Source organism: Chlorogloeopsis sp. ULAP01, from assembly GCF_030381805.1.
In the GTDB taxonomy this organism is placed as follows: Bacteria; Cyanobacteriota; Cyanobacteriia; order Cyanobacteriales; family Nostocaceae; genus Chlorogloeopsis.
This window is the reverse complement of record NZ_JAUDRH010000007.1, coordinates 410,361-433,568: the sequence shown is the minus strand read 5'-3', so window position 1 is coordinate 433,568 and position 23,208 is coordinate 410,361. Positions and strand designations below refer to the sequence as shown.

The following is a 23,208-nucleotide window of genomic DNA, read 5'->3' as shown; positions in this document are numbered from 1 at the left end:
ATTATTTGGGTGCGACTGGTTGTGATTTGCTAATCGGTTCAAATTCGTAAATGCCGCCGTCTGCCATCAGCGACAAAAATAGATGACTATCCTTGATGACATACGATCGCACAAACGGCCAGTCCTTGACGATGCGATCGTGGAGAGAATCTGGTGGACACTTAGCGCGTGTGAGTGCGAGCACACCAAACTGAAGCTGATTAGCTCCTGATGATTTCCAGGTGCTGCGTCCTCGATTGCAGTCAATTCGCACACTTACACCACCGTCGGTTGCAAAGGCGATTGTGTACTTACTCTTGTCCTTTGGTGTTAGTGTTGTCCCATCACCGCTTTGAAACTTCACCAACTGCCAGGAAGCACCTACGAGACTGGTTTGATTTCCAGACGATGCAGCCCTGGCATCCATTTCCCGCTCCACCAGGGCGAGACGCTCCCGCCAAGGGTCAGGCTGCATCTTCGCCTGACCATCCATGTTGAACATCATCAGGTCAAACTTTGCAGGATCGAATTTTGGCCAAGACGGCAATCCAGCACCATTCGGATCGCCGTTCTTGGCAAAGTTCACAAAATACTGATGGAAGGTTTTTGCGATCGCGCGGTCTCGGTTGGTGAGTTCAGAGCTATAGCGTTTGTCCATCTGGTCGAACATGAAACTCAACTCACCCGCGTGAGGGGCGCTAGTCACCTTCGGGCGCAGGGAATCGACAACATAGTCGAAGCGATACAACCAAGACGGCGTTCCCCTAGCGGTCATCTGCCTAGCAACGAAGCGTGCTGGCTCGTGCATGGTCATATCAATTGCGATTCGGAATGCCAACTGGTCTGTCGGCAGCTTGCCTTCTGGATCGTAGAGTCGGCGGGCACGTTCGGCATCAGATCCAAAGAAATTGAGCGGCCGCGTTCTGTCCGGTGGATAATCTGCCGCAAGGTCATCGCCGGTGGTGCCGATCATCAGTGGCACCTTCGCAATGTTGCCGCGCAGGATATTCTGCTCTGGCTGCGCAGTTACGACATCGCCGTCGTTCACAGGGCCGCCAGCATAACTCGGCGGTAACTTCAGGAGGGCTTCCATGCTCATCTCACCGTTGACCTTCTCAGCAGGTAGCGCGCGCAGTGCTTTGAGTCCAGCCGCGCCCGTATCGCTGATGCCGACACTCTTTGCGAACTCAATACCGCTTTCTTCGGCAGACGGCAACGAACTGATCGCTTCTTTGAGCTTGCGGTGCTGAACGATGTAACTTCTGCCGCCACCCGACAGCACTGCCGCACGATGGAATAATCCGCGCGCCGCAGGCCAGGTGAGTAGGTGTACCACCGATATGCCGCCAGCCGATTCGCCAGCGATAGTCACCTGATTCGGATCGCCGCCAAAAGCCTCAATGTTTTTCTGAACCCATTTCAACGCCGCAAGCTGATCGAGTAGGGCGTAGTTGGCGAGCGGTCGATGGTTTTCGGCGCTCAACGCAGGATGTGCAAAGAAGCCCATCCGCCCAAGTCGGTAATTGATACCCACCAGTATCACACCCTGACGCGCGAACTGACTGCCGTCGAAGAACGGAACCGATGCCGCGCCATTCAGAAAGCCGCCACCGTGAATCCATACCATCACTGGAAGTTTCTGCCCAGACTTGATATTTGCTGGACGCCAAACGTTCAGAACCAGACAATCCTCACCCCGCGTCGAACCGCTAGCACCAGCATCACCGGGAATGGGCTGCTGCACGCAATCGTTGCCATATTGTATTGCCTTACGCACACCTTTCCAAGGCTGCACGGGCTGGGGCGATCGCCAACGCAGGTTCGCCACTGGGGGTGCTGCGTAGGGAATGCCCTTGAAGGAGAGGACATCACCTGATACCGCTCCCTCGATTACGCCAGGCTCAATTTTCACCCTCTTGCCGTCCATCTGAGCATTACTACCGCTACTCAAGAAGAACGACGAGGTTAATAGGGCGATCGCTGCTATTTGTATGCGGTTGTTTGACATAATATAATCTCTTTAGTTTATGCATATGTCATGGGAGGAACAAGACGAAAGCGGCTAGTCATTAAAAAATAGGTTGGTATAACCAACCACTCTTAGTTGCACTTACTTACAGCAGAAATTAGGCGGTTAATTTATATATAAGTCACCGCACTACCAAATGCTCTGAACACAGAAAATCTTAATGGTTTGATGCATATATGAATTAGTATCGATTCCCAGTAATATGCAACAATTACGACCACCCTATCGATAAATTCCTGGGCGATCGCTTGAGAATGTATGCGGATTTAACTTAACAAACAAGTAAGCTGCATTAAATGCATTAAGTATTTAGCGATCGCATTTTTCCCACTAGTGCTTAGGGTTGTCAATTGAGCGATCGCTATTCAAAGCAGGCAATTTTACCTGCCAGCCCTCAACACCTGTTCAGCCGTCAGCTTTAAATCTGGAAAAGTTGGAGAGGCAATCGCCTGATTGCCCCGAAGTTGCTGAATTTCATACTCTCCATCCACTAGCTTACAGATAGAGAGGGTGGGTTGTTTGGGCTTTCCAATGTGTCGAGTTCCACCCAAGCCTGCGTAGTCTGCAATCCAATATTCTGGAATTCCTAGAACTGCGTAGTCCTCATCCTTACGAGCATAATCATTTTGCCAGTTGCTGCTCACAACTTCTGCTACAAACTTAATTGAACTACCTAACGTCAGAATCGATGGCTCAGACCAAAGTGGTTCTTGGATAAGTTCGTCTTGATCGATAACTGCAACATCAGGTCGAAATGCTGTCATACCAGTGTTAGAAGGGCGTAACAGCCCACGCTGAAGAACAAACCAGGGTAAGTCTGTAGTGTCGATTTGGACACAGATCTCTGTGGTAATAAAAGCTGCAACCTCTTCATGCAGACCTGTAGGTTCCAAGTCGAACACCTCTCCATCAATCAGTTCGTAGCGGTTATCGCTACCGTAACGGGCAAGAAACTCTTCAAAGTTGAGCGGCTGCTGTTGTATTGGTTGGTTGATCGCAATAGTCATAAGTCAACTTAGCCCAATCAATGCCTTCAGTATTGTTGTAATTATATTTCATCAAACTGGTGCAAGCGAATCGCTGTGTTATGCTACGCCAAACGCTTCAGAAGATTTTCGACACTCGCCTTCCACTCACTGCTGCCTGAATCTTCCCAAACACTTTGCAGCTCAGAATCAACCAAAACTCGATTGACAGCACTTCTAGCTTTATTAACAACTGCGGAATGCATCTCACCTTGTCTTTCAACCCACTCCATAACTTCATCGGGAAGTGATGTTGCCGCTCTACCCATTAATGCCACAACTACTTCAGCAGCAGCGATCACATTTTTCTCATTAGTGCTTAGGTTTTAAAATCGGGCGATCGCTTCCTAGACAGTTTTCACCTCTTGTTCTTTTAAATAAATTCAACACGTCCACACATTTCTTCCACATCTAACCACTCCCAAATTAAAATCAAGCTGCGTATGATCTCACCAATTGAGCGACTACCCTGACTACAGTAGACAATGCCAGCATGATTAACACCTGCTTGATGGAAGCGGAGAAAATCTGCATCTTGAGTGAAAATTACTCTACTCTCAGCCAGTGTAAACGCTAGTTGTTGTTCATCTGAGACAGATATTAATCCTTGTTCTGGGGTAGTTGTAACATCAGTACCACGACGGCGTAATCCGTCTGCAATGACGTTACTAACATTTTCATCTAGGTGAAATCTAATCGTCCTAGACATCTCGATTGTCTAGTTTTTGCAACAAAAGCGAAGGAGTTTGCGCCTGCAACTGTTTAGCAAACTCTTCATCTTCTAGAATTTGTTGCCTTATTTCCTCAAGATGATCGTGATAATATGCCAACGCCGCATACACATCAGCCAAGGTGATACTGGGATACTGCGATACTATCTCATCTGGTGAAAGTCCTAATCGTTCGTGCCAGATGACAATATCCTGCACTCGAATCCGATGTCCAGCAATACGCGGTTTACCACCACATACACCAAGCGTGATTTCGATGTGTTCAGAAATAACTGACTCCATAAAAAAACCCGCCTTTTAGCCACGACACTTTACAAATACTCCTATTATGGCTTTTTTGGGGTGTTTATAAGGGTCGTGTGATTGAAAATTATCTCGACGCAGAATGACATGGCTACTTTCCCTTCGCTTCTGGTAAAAACCCACCTTTTTCAACGCTTTGATGCATTCTTGCCCTGAAATTCTAGGTATTCTACTCACACAACCACCAGAAACGTTTCAAACTTCTCTTCTGGAACAGTTAAGCCATCCTCCTCCAAAGCTGCAACGTAGCCTAAAATTCCTCCCTGATATTTGAAAGAGCTTCCTCCTTTGTCCTACCTTGGCTGATACACCCCTTAAGGCTTGGATACTCTACCACCCAATAGCCATCTTCGTCTTTGTAGAGAATTACTTGCCTCATTCTCTGGTTCATGCTGACAAACTATGCACAATTACTTTTAATTCTAAGTTACAAAAAAATTTCTAATGAGAGCAAAGTTGATTCCTTAGCCATGCACTGTTTTTCTGTAGTATTGTGTTCAGTCTAACGGTTGAACTCACCGGATGGGGATAATCTTTGCAACTCAACCATACTAAAACGTTCTGGTGCAGCGCGATTGTTAGATTTCAGCATTTAGCATCTATGCCTGCTTGACAATGCTAATCGATTAATCCTTCTGTTGCATATTAATTTCTCCGATGTTCACCGCATTTGAAAGCTTTAGAATCCACTCAATTGCAGAAATGATATCTGTAAGAGGGATCGGAACTTGCTGCTCAAATCTACCTTCTTCAATATCTGCCATTACTTCTTCTGTAGCGACATTTCCAGGGTTAATAACTGTAACACCAATCTTGTAATCACGTAGAGCTATCTTTAAAGCTTGTGCTGCGCCTCGCAATCCGAATTTTGATGCTGTATTAGCTACCTCGATCGATGCAGCATTATCTAGACCAGATAATGAGCCGATAAATATAGCTCTTGGATTATTCGATCTAACAAGATTTTTGGTGAGTTGTTTAGTTAGTTCAATAGGAGCAATCGTATTTACAGCTATCACATAACGAGTTTCTCGATCAGGACTTTGCATGAAGTTGTATCGCTCCGTAAACGCACCTTCTTCCCACACTCCACCCATAAATAACAGTGCATCCAAGCGAGATTCACCAACACTATCAATAACTGATCGTATCCCTTCTGCTGTGGAAATATCTGCTTGAATCCACTCTCCTGCAACAGGCTGGCTCCTTGAAACAGAAAGCACATACTCACCTTTTTGAGCAAAATGTTGAGCAACAGCTGCACCAATGCCTCGACTGGCTCCTACAACAAGAATTTGCTTTTTCTCTAATTCCATTTCGATATTTCGTAATGATGCTTTGATTAACATCTAACGGCATAGTTGAGCGGCGACCGACCAACGTGAAACGAAGAAGAAGGCTTTGTTCGCTGCTCCAACTTCAATGATCGGGTTTAGTATGGCTAAAATCGCTTCAGCGTCATCGAGTTGAGCGTCTCGAATTAGCAGATCCACTCAATCACCTCCTTGATTAAGAAAGCTTTCTTCGTCAGGAAACATGCTAAACCAAAAATCCTAAACCTTACCAATACCTCTCTGGAACAAGATATTATCGATGCTCTGAAAATCCCGTCTCCACCAACAATGCAACCTAACGACCCGGTTGAGCGGCAGCAGATCAACCTGAACGAAGACGAAAAGACTCTCAACTGTCCGCTCCAACCGGATTGTTGGGCGGCTGCTACCTACAATGAGACTACAACTTTTTTAGTTGGTTTTCGATGGCATCACAGGCTACACCCACCCCATTTTCTGCCTGCACAATTCGCCCAATTTCCGCTGCTTTGGCTGCATAACTCGGATTCTCAAGCAATTCGCTCAATTCCTTTACAACTCGTGAAGCGGAGTATTGTTCGCGGGAAATGGTACGAGATGTTCCTAATCGTTGAACTCTTGCTGCATTGTCAGGCTGATCATGACCGTACGGCATGATTAAAGTTGGACGACCTGCCCGTAATGCCTGTGCTGTCGTACCAACGCCGCCCTGGTGCACGATCGCACAAGCATCAGGAAAAATTTGAGAATATGGCGCATAGTTGACTGCTAAAACATTGGCTGGAAGGTTCTCCAGTCGCAAGTGGTTGCCAATGAGAAAAACAGCGCGACGATTGAGTTGTTTGACGGCTTGAAGACTTTCTTGGTAGAAATTTCCCGCATTCATCACCGCAGCAGAGCCAAGCGTGAAGACAATCGGAGGGTCGCCCACTTCTAAAAACTGCTTCAGTTCTGGGGCCAGTTCTGCGCCTTCCTGCGTTCCATCGTAGAAGGTGAAGCCTGCAACGATGGTGTTGTCTGCCCAGTCGGGTTGAGGTTGCCCGAACACCGAAGAAAATAAAGCAACGACTAGGTAAGGCGAAAATCGATTCTCAAGAAAGGGATTATAGTCAATCGGGGATAAGCCAAGTTCTCGGCGCAGTTGTCGAATCGGATCTGCCCAAGAGTTACTGACAATTTTGGCAAAATTAAGCACGCCTCGACTCACTAATGGTCCCAGTTTGTATAGCTTTGCTAAAGCCGGGAACGGCGCTAAAACCGGAGGATCATAGATTGAGAAAAATGAGAGGGGAACCATTGCGCTAGAAGCCCATCGCATTCCGAGTTTTTCTGCCACAAGCGGCGTTGCCATCACGCCTTCACCCGAAAAGATGAAGTCTGCACTTTTGGCAACATCGAGTATATCCGTATACATTTCGCGTAAATTCGGGTTCGCCCACTGACGCACCATGTATTCTTGTCCGGTCTTTAAATCCATCATCCGCGCCATTTCCTGCGGGTCTTTCATCGCTGTGAAATCCGGGCGCATGGCGTGAAACTCAAAGCCTAAAGCTTGCAGCTTCGATTGATACACTTCATGCGTGACAAACCCAACATCATGTCCTCGCTGCCGTAGCTCTAGCGCAATCGCGATCATGGGATGGAGATCGCCAAGCGTTCCCAGGGTTGTGACAACAATTCGACTCACTTTCTTCCCCCTCAATCAGCAGCGCTTCCGTAAATAGGACTGCTCAATCTTAACCCTTTAAGTCGCCCCACCAACAATCTCAAGATATCTGCCACCACAAGTAACTAAAAGCAGCCCAACTATTAATTATGCGGAAACTTTCCGTATATCACACTCAGGACTTAGGTAGAGAAAGGATTACAAGCATATTAGTAATAATATCAAGAAATTTTCTGGATATCGTCAATATCCAACTAGATATACAGAATTTTTCCGTATAACCACCTTATTTAGGGTGAATATCTAGAAATTTTCACCGATATTATCCTTTTTCGGATCATAGATGGAAAGATTCCGTATATTCACCTGATTTTGTACGTAAATACAGGCTTTTCAATATATTACTTGCTGATATCCAGAATTTTTCTGGTATTTCATCCTAAATTCCCCCTCTCTGTTTGCAAAGAGGGGTTAAGAGATTACGCGCTAAAGTACTTCGCTACAGGGTGATAAGCAATAATCGCAGTTGTAGACTGTTCCGGATAAAGCTGCTCACTTTCATCCATATACAAATTAATCCTGCCAGTTCCCAACAACTCCAACTGCTTGTACTGATCCTGAATATTCGGACAAGCCGGATATCCAAAACTATACCTTGAGCCACGATATCGCTGTGCCAAAATATCCCGAATATTATCGGGTTCCTCAGCACCAAAACCCAATTCTCGCCGAATTCTAGCGTGTGTCCACTCAGCCAACGCTTCCGCCACCTGCACGGCTAAACCGTGGAAATACAGATAATCTGTGTATCTATTATCTGCAAACAGCTTCTGCGCGTACTCCGTGGCAATATGTCCCACCGTCACAGCTTGCATCGGGAAGACATCAATAATTCCCGACTCCTTCGGTGTAAAGAAATCTGCAATACATAGTCTTCTCAAAGACTTCTGTCTGGGAAACTCAAACTTTGCTACTTCCTTCACGTTCTTTGCGTCTTTGTGGTTCGTTTCATAAATATACAGCGAATTCCCCTCAGCCTGACAAGGGAAATACCCGTAAATCACCTGTGGATGCAGCAACTTCTCCTCAATAATTCGCTGCTTCCACTCCTCCAAAATTGGATAAACTTTCTCATTCAAGAAAGCCTGATACTCTTCCTTAGATTGCTCCTTCGGCTTGCGGAATTGCCACTGCCCCGCAACCAGAGCTTGCAAATCCAAATACCAAAATACTTCCTCTAAAGAAATATCACTAGGCTGTAACAGTTTTGTTCCCCAGAAAGGCGGTGTGGGACGTTCTATATCTACCGCTACTGCTTCCGAACGGCGAGTATCTGCTTCCTTGGTTTCGGTAGGTGCTTTTTCCTCAACAGTTTCTGCTTCTGCCACAGGCTTTTTATGTCCATTTTCGGAAATTCCATCCTCGGCAAATTCATCCAAAAAGCCCTTGAAATCATCCCACTTACCAGAATACTTCGCTGGCATTAATTTATCCATGAAGTGTAAATCTGAGAAAGCATCTTTGCCGTATACTACCTTACCTTTGTAGGTATTTTGACAATCCTCGTGGACAAATTTGGGAGTTAGCGCCGCACCGCCCAAAATTACGGGAACGGTGATTCCCTTTTCGTTAAACACCTCCAAATTCTCTTTCATGAAGGCGGTGGACTTCACGAGCAAGCCACTCATCGCGATACAATCAGCTTTATGCTTTTCGTATGCATCAATGATGTTTTCCACTGGCTGCTTAATCCCCAGATTTATTACCTTATAGCCGTTGTTGGACAAGATAATATCCACAAGGTTTTTGCCAATATCGTGAACATCACCTTTGACTGTGGCAATTATTACTGTACCCTTAGCGTTATTACCAGCTTCAGATTTTTCCATGAACGGTTCCAAGTAAGCAACCGCCGCTTTCATAGTTTCTGCTGACTGTAACACAAATGGTAGCTGCATTTGCCCTGAACCGAACAATTCACCCACTACTTTCATTCCATCCAGCAGAAAGGTGTTGATAATGTCTAGCGGTTTGTATTTTTCTAGGGCTTTTTCCAGGTGTTTTTCTAAACCAATGCGCTCGCCGTCGATGATGTGACGTTTGAGCATTTCTTCAATGGGGAGATTTTCATCAACGCCTTTGTCGCGCTTGGTTGTCACCCCTTCAAACATTGTTGTCAGTTCCCCTAAGGGATCGTAAACGCAGACATCACCCTCAAATTTCCGTTCATCGTAAATTAGCTGACGACAAACTTCTTGGTGTTGGGGTTCTATTTTCGATAGCGGTAAAATTTTGCTGGCACTGACAATAGCTGCATCCATTCCCGCCGCGATCGCTTCATGCAAAAACATCGAATTCAATACGATTCGCGCTGCTGGGTTCAAGCCGAAGGAAACGTTGGAAACACCAAGAATAATATGGCATCCGGGCAATTCTTGGTGAATGCGGCGGATTGCTTCAATCGTAGCTTTGCCATTAGCGCGGTCTTCTTCAATACCCGTAGAAATAGGTAGTGCCAATGGATCGAAAAAGATTTCACGGGCTGAAATGCCAGATTCTAGAGCCTGGCGATAGGCGCGTTGGGCAATTTGAAATTTCTTTTCGGCTGTCCGTGCCATTCCGTCTTCGTCAATGGTGCCAACGACTACACCCGCACCGTACTTCTTCGCTAACTCCAACACTTTGAGGAAACGTGGTTCTCCATCTTCGTAGTTGGTGGAGTTCAGAATACACTTACCTCCAGCGACTTTTAAACCCGCCTCCATCTTTTCCCATTCTGTAGAGTCGAGCATCAAAGGTAGTGTGACATTATTAACTAGACGCGAGACTACTTCGTGCATATCCCGCACGCCGTCACGCCCCACATAATCCACGTTGACATCGAGAATGTGCGCGCCTTCTTTGACTTGCGATCGCGCCATCGAAACCAGTCCATCCCAGTCTTCGGCGTTGAGCAACTCCCGGCATTTTTTAGAACCACTGGCGTTTAATCGTTCGCCAATAATTAAAAAGGAGTTATCTTGCTCGTAAGGCTGAATGCTGTAAATTGACGCTGCGGCTGCTTCTATTTGCGGCTGTCTGATTTTTGGCTTTAGCTCTCTAGCAATTTCTGCTAATTGTTGAATATGTTCTGGACGTGTCCCACAGCAACCCCCTATCACTTGGACACCCAAATCTTCAACAAAGTGCATTAACGCCATTCGCAATTCCATTGGTGTCAGGCGGTAGTGTGCTTGTCCGCCGACATTTTCAGGCAAACCCGCATTCGGAATACAGGAAACCACGAAGGGAGAATGTTGAGAAAGATACTTAATGTGTGGTTTCATTAAGTCTGGGCCAGTGGCACAGTTTAGACCGAGAATGTCTATTGGATAAGGTTCTAAAATTGTTAGTACGGCGCTAATTTCCGTACCAACTAACATCGTTCCCATTGTTTCCATTGTTACAGAAACCATCAAGGGACGACGCTGACCTTTTTTAGCAAAGACTTCTTCAATGCCATTTAGTGCTGCTTTAATTTGCAGTACATCCTGGCAAGTCTCGACAATGAATAAATCAACACCGCCATCCCAAAGTGCCTCTGCTTGCTCGGCAAACGCATCTTTGATTGTATCAAAATCTATGTGTCCCAAGGTTGGCAGTTTGGTTGTTGGCCCCATCGAACCAGCAACAAACCGAGGTTTCTCAGGAGTGGAGTATTGCGCTGCAACGCGTTTTGCTAGTTCTGCGGCTGTTTTACTGAGGTAGTAGGCTTGATCTGCTAAGTCGTATTCTGCTAGAACTATCGATGTACCGCCAAAAGTATCAGTTTCAATGACATCGGCACCCGCAGCGAGAAAATCACTGTGAACCTTTGCTACAGCTTCGGGTTTAGTATGAACTAAGTACTCGTTGCAACCTTCATATTCAGCGCCACCGAAATCGTCAGCAGTAAGATTTTGCCTTTGCAGGTTGGTTCCCATCGCGCCATCGAAGACAAGAACTGGGCGATCGGGACTATGCAGGCGTTCTAAAAAGGGATGAGTCATATTTTCCAAGCAAATTGGGTAGTCTTGCGAGCTTTGACTTAATTTATTATTTTCCAAAATTTCTAGACTTTCGGACGACTTTAGTAAAAACTAAACTGTAGTAAATTTTTTAGATCGTTTGATTCCTCGCTTTTAGGCAGGCTTAATGAATTTATCTCACTCAGTTAGTGTGTGACAATCTCAATACCGATCGCGTCGCCTCACCCGAAGAAGCTTTTCCTGCTCATGTTGCCCATCGATTAGCTCGCAACTGAGAGATTTACTATACCTCTGGTAAAGATAGTTGGTTAGCCCGCATACCATTGATTGATATAGGTTTTTAACAAGACACTCCTGAAACTCTGGTATTCAGTATCCACGGTTAAATATTTAGCCATTTTTCAACATGATTTCGCTATATTCTTTCCTGTTCCCTCAACCCTGTTAAGAGTTCCCTTCTAGATAATTTATTTTGCACGACTACTTAGGTTGCAGGAGAGCCAGTGCAGTGGTTCAACAGGCTCTTTGTAACCTGGGGAAGCTAAAGAAGTCACATCTACATTTTAGGAAGACTCTTCGCAACTATTTAGGTTAGACGTAACATCACTAGGCGATCGCAATAATTGAGAGGATATGCACTTGTAGTCAGGGCTTAAAGTCTAAGAGAATCAGAACTAGCCGTAACGCACCCTACAATTTAAGATTTACTTTATAAATACTCTCTTCAAATCAGTCAAGCTATTAAACTACTATTTAATGTTTCTACTGTAAATCATATCTAATCTTTAAAGTGGAAATATTATTTTCTCCTTATAGTATTCTTACTTTTTTACGCTACTTTCTATTTTAATTGATGTATTTCACAAAAATCTAACCTGTAAAATTGCCATCATTAATGTAATCTGAGTTTCCCTGATATCCAAACTGCTAATTAGAGCCCAGCCACGTGTTGTAACTTTATCAAATAGCCTTAGTTAAGCCTATTTCAGAATTTCATCATATCAGTAACGATGAAAGTTTCAACTTTACAAGATTAGTCATATAAAGAGAAATAGGAATTACGAAACTCAAGATTTAGGGAAAACTTTAAGGTTATTTTTTGACAGTTTTTAAGTTAGATTGAAACATTTGAAATCAGGTTTTACAAGATGCTTCGTCAACAAATATCGCTGGCATCAGTATCAACCATATTAGCTTTGAGTACTGTTTCTTCTTCCTCAGCAGTCTCTTCTATTATTCGTCCTGTACTTGCCCAATCATCGGGTATTAGTACTTCTTTTCCTGTTCCACAATCTGTTCCTAATGGTACACAAGTGCAGATCAATGGCACACCCAGTATGGAAAAGATTAATCAGGCACTTGCACAACAATTTCAAGCTAAGTTTCCAGGTACAGAGGTCAATATTGGTTACGATGGAACAGATGCTTCTGTACAAGCGTTAAGAGATGGAAAGATTGATTTGGCTGCGATTGGTCGTTCGCTAACCCAAACAGAACAAGCGCGAGGACTTGCAACTGTTCCTATTACCCGTAATAAAATTGCTGTAATTATTGGAAAAGACAATCCGTTTAATAGTAGCCTAACTTCTGAACAGTTCGCCAGAATCTTTCGGGGTGAAATTACCAATTGGTCGCAAGTTGGGGGATCTCCCCAAGCAATCCGCTTGATTGATCGCCCAGAAAATAGTGACTTACGGCAAGCACTTCAAAATTATCCCGTTTTTCAGAAAGCTCCATTTCAAACGGGTGCAAATGCCGTCAAACTTACACAAGATACTACCGAAGCGGTTATCAAACAATTAGGAGTAGATGGCATTGGATATGCGATCGTCGATCAGGCTATAAACAACCCCAATGTCCAAGTTGTGCCGCTACACAATGTTCCTCCCACCGATCCCCGCTATCCATTCTCTCAACCTTTGGGATATGCTTACCAAAAAGTCGATCCTAGTCCTGCCGCTACTGCATTTTTAGGCTATGCAACTGCCCCTGAAAATCAGCAAATCATTGAACAAGCTAGAACTGGAAATTTAATCGCCGCTCCCGAAACAACTGCTTCACCTACAACTGAGGTAACTCCTTCACCTACTCCTGAAGCAACTGTTTCACCTGCAAATACCCCCGTCACCACAGCGACAACAGAATCTCAAGGTGAGTTTCCCTGGTGGTGGTTATTGCTAATTCCATTATTGGGTTTAGGTGGATTGTTGTGGTGGCTAAGTCGGCGCACCACTGCTGCTGCCACCCATACACCAGTGGCAGCACCTGTTCCTGCTGCTCCAGTCAGTCTTCCTGAGAGCCGGATAATTTTGACGCCCCGAAATTGCACAAATGCGTATGCTTACTGGGAAATTCCCAATCAGGTGAAAGCAGATTTGCAACAGCAAGGTAAACATCAATTGAAACTGCGTCTATACGATGTCACTGATATTGATATGGATCGGCAAACACCACATAGCACAAAGGAGTTTGATTGCGAGCTACAGGCGCAAGATTTGCACATACCGATTGCAACAGACAACCGTGATTATGTTGCTGAATTGGGTTATGTCACCCACAGCAATCGCTGGCTGAAAATTGCTCGTTCGGCTCCAGTGCGAGTTCCTGCCTGTAAACCTGTTGTTGGCATCCCTACTGTGGCAGCAGCTAATTCTTTAGTGAGCGATCGCCCGGTAACAACAGATGAAAGTCGTTTGATCATGGTGCCTCGCAACTCCACAGATGCTTATGCCTACTGGGAAGTTCCAGAAGCTCGCAAGGCGGAACTGCGGCAACAAGGTGGACAACAACTGGCGCTTCGTGTCTATGACACTACAGGCATAGATCTAGAACAACAGCCTGCTCATAGAGTTCGGGAAATAGAATGTGATGAACAAGCATCAGACTTGCATATCCCTATTGCTGAGAGCGATCGCGACTATGTTGCAGAATTAGGCTATGTCACCGCCGATGCACGTTGGCTAAAACTTGCTCGTTCAGCTCCTGTAAAAGTTCCATATAATTTCTCACAAGACAGTACAGCCAGATTTTCCAACGATGGAGCTATCTCTGAACGGGTTGAGAATATATCCAAAGCAACGACTAACATAGCTGGAGATATAGCGAATCAAGTCGGTGGAACAATTGCAGGAGGTACTGCCGCAGTCGCAGGCATCACAGGAGCCGCTCGATCATTTGTGGATAGAGAACAATCTAATCGTGGTGACGATGTTTGGCAACAAGCATCAGTTAATCTACGCACAGATGATGCTCAATCAGCAATGAAGAGCGACTGCCGAATTATCTTAGTTCCTCGTAACTCTAGAGATGCCTATGCCTATTGGGAAATCTCGGATGAGTATAAAGAAGCTGCGCGACAGCAGGGTGGACGCAGGTTGATGTTGCGAGTTCACGATGTGACAAATCTTGATATTGACAATCAGCAACCCCACAGCACTCAAGAGTATGAATGCGATGAGCGCGATCAAGACAAGCATATTTCTATTCCTGTTGGCGATCGCGACTACATTGCAGAAGTAGGTTACTACACTGATGACAATCGCTGGTTAAGGATTATTCGCTCCTTCCACGTTCATGTGCCATCAGAACAATAGGTGATAGGAGACAGGTGACAGGGAACAGTAAACAGTGAACAGTGAAGAATAACTGCTCACTGATAACTGCTAACTGATTATCAATCTTAAAGTGAGGAGATTAAATATGGGACTTTTCTTTGATGTTCTCAGTGCAATTAACAATCCCAATCAACAGGGAAGCGTTAGTCAACTAGAGTCAATCATAAACTCAATTCAGCAATTGGCAACAAATCGAGGTATCCAGCCATCTCAAATCCAAAGTGCGATGACAGTTTTGGGCAATATACTTCGCCCTACACTACAAAAACAGCAATCCGCTTTGGGTAGCACTCAATTACAAAATCTCATTAACCAAGCTGTCAGTGCTAATACAAGCGCATCTGGGCAACAATCTCTGCTCTCGCCTCAGTTACAGCAGCAAATAGTTCAAGCAGTTTCTCAAAAAACAGGATTAAGTCCCAATATGATTCAAGCTGCTCTGCCAAGTCTAATTTCGGCAGTATTAGGTTTTTTGAACATGGGTGCTACTAAACCTGGCATTCAAGGCTCAAATCCGATTTTGAATACTTTTCTAGATAGCGATCGCGATGGTGACACAGATTTAGGCGATGTTCTGAGATTTGCCAATCGTTTTATTAATCCACCAGCCGTTTCCTAATTGGAGGATATAACTCAGCAGACATCGTTAAATTTAAAATGTGAATTTGTAGACCGTAGACAAAAAACAGTCTTTTACCCTTTGTCAGTAAATAGGGACTAGGGATTAGGAACCGGGGAGTAGGAATGAATTTCAATCCCAAATTCTAATCCCCTTTTTTGGTGTATATGTATATTGAGTTTTAGCGGTCGCTTTTACTTTCTTCGTATAATATCGCCAAAAATATGGCGTTCTGCCTTAATTGTTAGTGTGATTTTGCCCATGTAGGCGATCGCTTGTTTCAACTTATTTAGAAGCTACTACCCTTTCTGAGCAATACATACAAAGAAGATAAGCTTTTGATTATAAAAATTTATGTAGAGTTCAACAGGTTGATCAAACACTCTGTGATAAGATTTCTTGTTAAGGCTAGGCTAACGATAATTACTTTTTCTACAAAATTTCTCCTACAATTTTAACCACCAAACTGGTGAAAAAATAGGGTTTGCTTTCAAGCAAATAGTAAAAGATGCTGAAAAAGTAGCAGAAATTAAGGGATTTTAGACACTAAGTGAATTATTCGCGAACTCAAAGTTAATAAAAAACTATTGCCAAAGTAGGTAGAGATTTATTGTGCCTTTTTGAAGAGGTATATATGAATCTTTTCATTTCTACATCTGTCTCACCAGAATTTGCTGATTTTCCACTTGAGAAATAGAAATCAACTCACATTCCTCAAGGTAAAAACTATTAAATGCAGAAAAATCTAGAAATTAAACATTTCAGAGGTTAGTAGACTAAAGTGGAAATAAAAATAAAAATTGTGGAACTTATTATAAGCATGGGTTAAATTACAGCTATTGTCTGCAATTACACTCACAATCTCCAAATGTAAATTTAAAAATGATAAAAAATCTGATGTGTTTTTTTCATTTTTAATGAGATTGCATTACAGGTAAAAGACCATACAAATATAAAAAAAAGGATTAAATATAGAGTTCAATCAGTGTCAACTAACTTAAATTTCCAGGTGAAGATAGTAAATAAAAACAACATTTCAGTGAGGTCATAATTTTGTTGCGAACTGAAGTAGCTTGAATTGTTTGTAGTTTACTCATGCCAGCCTAACTTTTCGGAGTAACTTCTTTACAAAGGCTGACTCATTTTCTACAATTTTTACTTTTATTGGTTCTCAGCTTACTCAACTTCTCTGTTGCACAACGAACGAGATTTGAAGTAATTGAGGTGTGTCTTTTACTCAATTATCAGCTGAGTTTTTGGATTGCGAATTCAGTGAATGGAGACAGTTAACCAAGTGCGACAGACGTTGTAATTAGAAGTCTGAATTTGTTAACTGTTAGTTTTTAGTGCAGCGTTGGCAAACATAGCAATTGTCATCACAGGAGATAAGCCAATGAAAAAGGTTTTATTAGTAATATCCGAATGGGGTTACTGGGGAGAAGAACTGATTGGGCCGTTGGAGGCATGCGATGCCGCCGGATATGACATAACGTTCTTGACTCCAACTGGAAAAAAACCGACTCCACTTTCGGTTAGTTATGCGCCTGGCTATACCGATCCACCTTTAGGGCGATCGGTCACATCAGAACAAATGGCAGAAAAAACACGCAAAGTCGATCAATCCAACCGACTAGATCATCCTAAGAGCCTAGCTCATTGGTTTCCACAGCGAGCCTATCCCAGTTCTGCAACTTATCTTAGAGATATGGAAGCCTATTACAAGAAAATTGACCAGATTGTCGCTGAAGAGCTATTGGAATACGACGCCTTGGTGATTGTCGGTGGCAGTGGAGCAATGATTGATTTGGCGAATAATTATCGATTGCATGAACTTATTATCGGCTTTTATAAACTCAACAAACCGATCGCAGCTGAGTGCTACGGTGTTGCCTGCCTGGCATTTGCAAGGGACTTCAGAGAGAAAAAGAGCCTGATTTGGGGCAAGCACGTCACTGGTCATCCAATTGACTATGACTACATGGATGGTACAGGATTTGAAGGCCCCCATGCGATTGATGGTACGAACAAGGGATTTGGTGATGGATACATCAATTTTGGCCCTCCATTTTACCCACTAGAATTCATTCTTCGCGATGCAGTTGGGCCTGAAGGAGCTTACATCGGCAGAGTCGGTCATGAGACTTCTGTAATGGTGGACTATCCCTTTATTACCAGCCGTTCCACAGCTTCTTCTGTAGAGTGCGGTCGCGTTTTGGTCACAGTTCTGGAAAAAGGAATGACACGCTATGGGTGGTAGCCGCTAAAAAAATACTAGAACAGCCATAATACCAAATTGGCACACGAGAGTCTTGTTTCAAAATTCTGGACTAGCCTATTAATCAATAGTTTTAATCCAAAATCCAAAATTGGTATAAGCCCCGTATGAGGCAATCAATAATGAACAAAACTGGGCGCTTTGCAATTCTGGAGCAATTTCTTGCAGATGGCATCCGTTATATATTTGGTAATCCTGGTACAGTTGAGCAGGGTTTTCTTGATGCCCTCTGGAATTACCCAGAACTTAAGTACATTCTGACGTTACAAGAGACAGTTGCAGTCATGGCAGCCGATGGCTATGCCAGAGCAACTCGCAAGCCAGCAGTAGTGCAAATACACAGCACCCCTGGTTTAGGGAATGCGATCGGTGCTCTTTATCAAGCAAAACGGGGTCACTCGCCACTGGTCGTCATCGGTGGAGATGCTGGAATTAAGTATCAGGCGATGGATGCTCAGATGGCGGGTGATTTAGTCGCTTTTGCTGAACCTGTTACCAAATGGTCAACGATGGTAATGGAGCCATCTTCTCTTTTGCGTGTTTTGCGACGAGCCATCAAAATTGCTGCTACTCCCCCAACAGGGCCAGTATATGTTTGCTTGCCCCAAGATATTTTGGACGCTCCTATAACTGAGGAAGTGAGACCAACTTCTTTCCCCTCTACCAAAGTAGTGCCAGAGGAAGAGTTGCTCAAATCCGCAGCAACTATGTTGGCAGCCGCTCAAAAGCCGATGTTTTTTGTGGGTGATGGAGTGGCTTTTTCTGGCGCGCAAGATGAATTAGTACGCGTTGCCGAAATATTGGGTGCAGAGGTATGGGAAGCAGATGCTGGTGAATTGAATATGAGCCATGTTCATCCTTTGTACCAAGGTGCGACAGGGCATATGTTTGGTTATCAAAGCCTGCCTATCACCTCTAAAGGAGATGTCAACTTAGTTTGTGGTAGCTACCTTTTACCAGAGGTTTTCCCTGAATTAGGTAATATTTTTGCTCCAGAGGCAAAAGTTATTCATATCGATTTAAATGCCTATGAAATTGCGAAAAATCATCCAGTCGATTTGGGAATAGTAAGTGATCCGAAACTCACCCTTGGCAAACTGGCAACTGCCCTAGAAAGCGTCATGACACAAGAGCAGAAGCACACAGCCCAAGCAAGAGCAACTGAAATTGCGCAAGCAAAAGCAGCCAAGCACGAGAGCGAGTTAGAGCGCGATCGCACTGATTGGGATGCTGTACCTCTGCATTTATCTCGTTTTATGGCAGAACTGGCACTGCAATTACCGGAGGATGCCATTATCTTCGATGAAGCTTTGACAAACTCTCCAGCAGTGACACGCTACAAACCGACAACTAAACCAGGACACTACTTTCTCACCCGTGGCGGCTCCTTGGGTGTGGGGATACCAGGAGCGATCGGTGCCAAAATTGCCAATCCCGACAAGACTGTGATTGGCTTTACTGGTGATGGCGGGGCGATGTACACCATTCAAGCTCTGTGGACAGCGGCTCGCCACAATGTAGATGCTAAGTTTGTTGTCTGCAATAACAGGTCTTATCGAATATTGCAGTTAAACATCCAAGCTTATTGGAAAGAACAGGGTATTCCAGAGCATGATTTTCCTCTAAGTTTTGACTTGTCCAAACCAGCAATTCGCTTTGACGAGATTGCTCGTTCGATGGGTGTTGAATCCATCCGGGTTGAAAAACCTGAAGAAATTGCTCCAGCAATTAAGCAGGCATTGTCACACAACGGGCCATTTTTAATTGACCTGGTTTTAGAGGGTAATGTTCACCCAGAAATGATTGGGATCAGGTGTGGGCAATAGTAAGGAACAACGCGATGTATCAAGACTCTAATTACCAGGGTGGGCAACAAAAAAAAGTGACGCGGCGAAGAATGTTGCTGCTTGGTGGAAGTGGACTCTCAGCATTGTTTGTTAGTGGTATTCGTCCCTCTCAAATCTTTGCTCACAGCCCTAAAGCTTCACATTCACCCAAGGATATCCCTATGCTTCCCTTTAGACTGTTTTATGTCAGTATATCAACCCCAAACATTGATAGAGCTGTCCAATGGTATCAACAGAAGCTTGGATATCAGATATTTACAAGAAAAGATTTTCCAGATTTTGGCACCCGAATTGCCGTTTTAGAGTTAGATGACTTCAGACTTGAACTCATCGAGCAAAACGGCTCAGTTCCAATATCACCACCGCGTAATGATCCCCCTGCTCACACCAACATTCATGGTATTTCGCAATTTGCTCTTTTGGTAGATAATCTTGATGCCAAGATAGCAGAACTTAAAAGCAAAGGGATTGAAACAGTCTGGGTAAAACGAGTAGATTACGATCTCAAGTTAAGTTTCCAATTTATTAAAGACTGTGATGGCAATCTGATTCAGTTTGTCGAATTGATGCCTGAAGCTATAGAACATCTAAATGAAATCAGGCGAAGGCATTAAAAGCTAAGGTTACCAAGATATTTGGTACTACCATTATCGCTTTTAAAAAGCAGGAGCAAAACTTCATTACTAACCCACCTGTGGGATCAAAAGTATTTGAGGTTATAAAGGTTATTAATCATCATGCTCCTTGCAAGTATCATAAAAGCCTTAAAGATATCAACGACGAAAAAATCCAGAAATATGCCGCTATCATTTCAAAAAATCTTGTTTATACTTGGCATTTCACAATCTTCATCAAAAAAGAATGTGATTTATCAAAACTCTAATAACCAAATTAAGCAACTAAGAAAAACAACACGGCGAAGAATATTACTTCTAGCTGGATTTGCACTCTCAATCATAGTTTTAATCAGTTTTCATCCCCTGCAAATCTCTGCCCAGTCACCTAAAAAATCACTGCCACCCAGGGATATCCTTGCAATTGGGCAGCTCAATAGCGACTATTTCTATGCCCTTGACGGTCTTTTAGAGGGTTACAACGCTGCCAAATGGGCAGATACATTCACACCTGATGGCACATTCATCCTGAAGAACGCGGATGGGACAGTTATAACCCAGGCAACAGGAACGCAGGAGTTAATCGACGTTTATAACACCTTTCCTGATGTACAAACTACTCGGCACTGGAACAATAACCTGACAATTGAACCGGATTTTGGAGGTGCGAAAGGAGGATGTTATATCATCGCTATGGATATTGGCAATATTCCCGCCTCAATCATCAGAACTGGATTATACGAAGATAGGTTAGTGAAAATTGGTGATACTTGGAAATACCAAAGCCGGAGCCTCATCCTCGATCCCAACGTTCCACCGCCAAATATGAACAATTAGTTAATCATTTTTGAAAAAAGCAGCTTTAATCATTGCAAAAACTAGTGTAAAGCTAATAAATTCATGAGGTTTTTATGATCCATCAACATATATTTGCCCATCCTAAACCAGGTATGAGTGAGAAGGAATTCCAGAATTACTGGGTCAATTTTCATGCAGTTTACTATGCCAGTAAAATTCCTCAGATTAAGCGTTACTTGATTGATACTCGTATCCCATTTGGTCAGGAACCAGAAGATCCACTTTTTAGTGGTGTAGCGGAAATATGGCTAGAGAATGAGGAAGAGCAATTAGCATCTCTTCAGTCGAAGGAACTTTTAGCAGGAGCAAGGCTAGATGAACCTAATTGGGCAGCTTTCTGGCGCACTGTAGTATTAGATACAACAGCTCATGTCCTGATGGAAGGTGAACCTTTAAAAAAAGATTCAAATATGGTTAAAGTTTTTGCTCTAGTCAAGCGTAAAGCTGGAATGCCGCTAGAGGAATTTCGCAAGTACAGTTTGGAAGTTCACGCACAAAAGGATCTAAAACTTCCAGGTCTGCGACGTTATCTTCAGTGTCATGTACGTGATAGTTTCTATGCCATTGGGGAATCAATTCTTGACTGTGTTTCCCAGCTTTGGTTTGATGACCTCCAATCACTTGAAAAAGCTCTAAATTCACCACAAGGCAAAGAAGCTGAACAGGATTTAGCTAATTTTATCGAACCCAAATATGTCCATACTTTTGTTGCAACCGAACATTGGATTATAGGGCCAGAGCCGCGTTAAGAGCATTCAGAAGGAAAACAACTATGAATGTACAAGCAATTGTAATTGGTAGCGGCTTTGGTGGGGCTGTAGCCGCATTGCGTTTAGGTGAAGCTGGAATTGAAACAGTGCTGTTAGAAAGAGGGCGTCGTTGGACAATTGAAGATCCGACTAAAAATGCTACTTTTGCAACGTTTAGAAATCCAGATGGGCGAGCAGAGTGGCTAAATACAGTCACTAAAACTCCAGGTTATGAGGGAATTGCGATCGAGAAATATACAGGAGTCCTGGAAATACTTGAAAGAGGAAATTATAAGTTTCTTGTAGGTTGTGGTGTTGGTGGTGGCTCGCTGGCTTATGGAGGTATTTTGATTCAGCCACCACGGGAACTATTTGAGCAGGTACTTCCTAGCTCGATTAGCTACGATGAGATGGATTCTGTCTATTTTCCACGAGTTCACTCTGTAATTGGCTCTGCACCTATCCCCGATGATGTTCTAGAGAGTGAATATTATCTGGGATTAAAGGTATTAGAACAACACGCACTCAAAGCAGGATTTCCCTATGTTGAGTCAACAAACACTGGCTTAACTAACGGCATTAATCGATTTCCAATGGGGGTAGATTGGGATATTGTCCGTGAGGAAATAGCTGGAAAAAGAGTCCCTTCTGTCATTGCAGCTGAGTTTTGGTTTGGCAATAACAGTGGTGGCAAGAAAACTCTGGATCAAAACTATCTGAAGTTGGCTGAACAAACGGGTTCAGTTGAAATTCGCACTCACCACGTTGTGACCAAAGTTGCTGAAAAACTAGAAGGAGGTTACGAAGTTTCGGTAGACATAATTAACGATCGCGGCGAAGTTATTGACCAGCAAACATTGACCTGCCAATACTTATTTATGGCTGCTGGTGTGATGGGAACTTGCGAACTCCTGATGAAAGCGAAAGCAAAAGGAGATTTACCGAGAATCAATGATACTCTCGGTCAGGGATTTGGCAACGATGGCGATACCTATGCCTTTCGCACCAATCTCTCAGAAAAGACTAATCCGCATTTAGGCGGCCCAGGAGCGATCGTTGTTCTCAATTATGAGAATCCCATCTATCCCTGTGTGATGATGCGAGCGCCATTACCTAGATTTGAAACGGATTTTCCCAATCATAATGTTATCGGTAGCTTTGTCTTTGCGATGACTCCTCATCGGGGTAACTTTAGTTACGATCCAGCTTCGGATACAGTTCAATTAAATTTTGAAAGTGACCCGAAAGCGAAAGAAGCCGCTAAGTATTTAGCCGAATTACTTAGTCAAAAAAATGGAGGTGACGTTCCTCCGATCGCAGCTCAAGTCACAGGTCACCAGTTGGGAGGAGCCTGCATGGGTAAAGTTTGCGATGACTACGGTCGTGTAGCTGGACATCCAAACCTGTACATTGTCGATGGGTCTTTAATTCCAGGCTCTAGTACCTGTGTTAATCCAGCATTAACAATTGCCGCGATCGCCGAGCGGTGTTTGGATCGGATTTTGGACGAGGATATCAAACCTTCATAGATTTTTTCTTTTTTCGCATTCAGGTTAACCGCCATTGAGTTATTAAGTAC

The 23,208-nt window shown here is 43.8% G+C and carries 17 protein-coding genes and 2 pseudogenes; 8 read left to right on the top strand and 11 right to left on the bottom strand.

All coding sequences use genetic code 11. The annotated features are described in order from the left end of the window. Position 1 precedes the first annotated feature (1 nt). The 11 genes and pseudogenes from QUB80_RS16700 to metH all read right to left on the bottom strand — a co-directional run bounded on the left by QUB80_RS16700 (position 2) and on the right by metH (position 11,074). Positions 2–1,987, bottom strand: coding sequence for a carboxylesterase family protein (locus tag QUB80_RS16700; protein ID WP_289790633.1), 1,986 nt, complete (start codon positions 1,985–1,987; stop codon positions 2–4). 401 nt (positions 1,988–2,388) lie between these two features. After that, positions 2,389–3,015, bottom strand: a complete 627-nt coding sequence (locus QUB80_RS16695; RefSeq protein WP_289790632.1) for a Uma2 family endonuclease — start codon at positions 3,013–3,015, stop codon at positions 2,389–2,391. A gap of 83 nt (positions 3,016–3,098) precedes the next feature. Next, positions 3,099–3,335 carry a DUF4259 domain-containing protein gene (locus QUB80_RS16690; RefSeq protein ID WP_289790631.1) on the bottom strand — a complete coding sequence of 79 codons (237 nt, stop codon included), beginning with the start codon at positions 3,333–3,335 and terminating at the stop codon, positions 3,099–3,101. A gap of 71 nt (positions 3,336–3,406) precedes the next feature. After that, on the bottom strand, positions 3,407–3,742 hold the full coding sequence (locus QUB80_RS16685) for a DUF5615 family PIN-like protein (protein WP_289790630.1): 336 nt from the start codon (positions 3,740–3,742) through the stop codon (positions 3,407–3,409). Beyond that, a complete protein-coding gene (locus QUB80_RS16680) occupies positions 3,735–4,046 on the bottom strand; it encodes a DUF433 domain-containing protein (RefSeq protein ID WP_289790629.1) in 312 nt (103 codons plus the stop codon). The genes QUB80_RS16685 and QUB80_RS16680 overlap by 8 nt, the downstream gene beginning before the upstream one ends. A gap of 15 nt (positions 4,047–4,061) precedes the next feature. Next, positions 4,062–4,244, bottom strand: coding sequence for a type II toxin-antitoxin system HicA family toxin (locus tag QUB80_RS16675; protein ID WP_289790628.1), 183 nt, complete (start codon positions 4,242–4,244; stop codon positions 4,062–4,064). Continuing rightward, positions 4,241–4,458 (bottom strand): annotated as a pseudogene (locus QUB80_RS16670) (type II toxin-antitoxin system HicB family antitoxin). Before QUB80_RS16670 ends, QUB80_RS16675 begins: the two are co-directional and overlap by 4 nt. 235 nt (positions 4,459–4,693) lie before the next feature. Next, entirely contained in the window at positions 4,694–5,383 is a 690-nt protein-coding gene (locus tag QUB80_RS16665) for an SDR family NAD(P)-dependent oxidoreductase (RefSeq protein WP_289790627.1), read from the bottom strand. Between the two features lie 418 nt (positions 5,384–5,801). Next, a complete protein-coding gene (locus QUB80_RS16660) occupies positions 5,802–6,794 on the bottom strand; it encodes a glycosyltransferase (protein WP_502875302.1) in 993 nt (330 codons plus the stop codon). Between the two features lie 114 nt (positions 6,795–6,908). Next, positions 6,909–7,067 (bottom strand): annotated as a pseudogene (locus QUB80_RS35240) (glycosyltransferase); the annotation flags it as partial. A gap of 458 nt (positions 7,068–7,525) precedes the next feature. Then, entirely contained in the window at positions 7,526–11,074 is a 3,549-nt protein-coding gene (gene metH, locus QUB80_RS16655) for a methionine synthase (RefSeq protein WP_289790625.1), read from the bottom strand. A gap of 1,127 nt (positions 11,075–12,201) precedes the next feature. Here metH and QUB80_RS16650 point away from each other — a divergent pair. The 8 genes from QUB80_RS16650 (at position 12,202) to QUB80_RS16615 (ending at position 23,158) form a co-directional block, all read left to right on the top strand. Next, positions 12,202–14,646, top strand: coding sequence for a DUF4912 domain-containing protein (locus QUB80_RS16650; RefSeq protein WP_289790624.1), 2,445 nt, complete (start codon positions 12,202–12,204; stop codon positions 14,644–14,646). 106 nt (positions 14,647–14,752) lie between these two features. After that, a complete protein-coding gene (locus QUB80_RS16645) occupies positions 14,753–15,286 on the top strand; it encodes a DUF937 domain-containing protein (RefSeq protein WP_289790623.1) in 534 nt (177 codons plus the stop codon). A gap of 1,393 nt (positions 15,287–16,679) precedes the next feature. After that, positions 16,680–17,543: a type 1 glutamine amidotransferase domain-containing protein gene (locus tag QUB80_RS16640; protein ID WP_289790622.1), complete on the top strand. Its 864-nt coding sequence runs from the start codon at positions 16,680–16,682 to the stop codon at positions 17,541–17,543. Positions 17,544–17,683: 140 nt separating this feature from the next. Next, on the top strand, positions 17,684–19,387 hold the full coding sequence (locus QUB80_RS16635; protein ID WP_289790621.1) for a thiamine pyrophosphate-binding protein: 1,704 nt from the start codon (positions 17,684–17,686) through the stop codon (positions 19,385–19,387). A 14-nt stretch (positions 19,388–19,401) separates the two neighbouring features. Next, the gene (locus QUB80_RS16630) at positions 19,402–20,022 is read left to right on the top strand and encodes a VOC family protein (RefSeq protein ID WP_289790620.1); all 621 of its coding nucleotides are present in this window, start codon (positions 19,402–19,404) and stop codon (positions 20,020–20,022) included. Between the two features lie 249 nt (positions 20,023–20,271). After that, the gene (locus QUB80_RS16625) at positions 20,272–20,859 is read left to right on the top strand and encodes a nuclear transport factor 2 family protein (RefSeq protein WP_289790619.1); all 588 of its coding nucleotides are present in this window, start codon (positions 20,272–20,274) and stop codon (positions 20,857–20,859) included. A gap of 74 nt (positions 20,860–20,933) precedes the next feature. Continuing rightward, the gene (locus tag QUB80_RS16620) at positions 20,934–21,629 is read left to right on the top strand and encodes an EthD domain-containing protein (protein WP_289790618.1); all 696 of its coding nucleotides are present in this window, start codon (positions 20,934–20,936) and stop codon (positions 21,627–21,629) included. 23 nt (positions 21,630–21,652) lie between these two features. Then, the gene (locus QUB80_RS16615; protein WP_289790617.1) at positions 21,653–23,158 is read left to right on the top strand and encodes a GMC oxidoreductase; all 1,506 of its coding nucleotides are present in this window, start codon (positions 21,653–21,655) and stop codon (positions 23,156–23,158) included. Positions 23,159–23,208 lie beyond the last annotated feature (50 nt).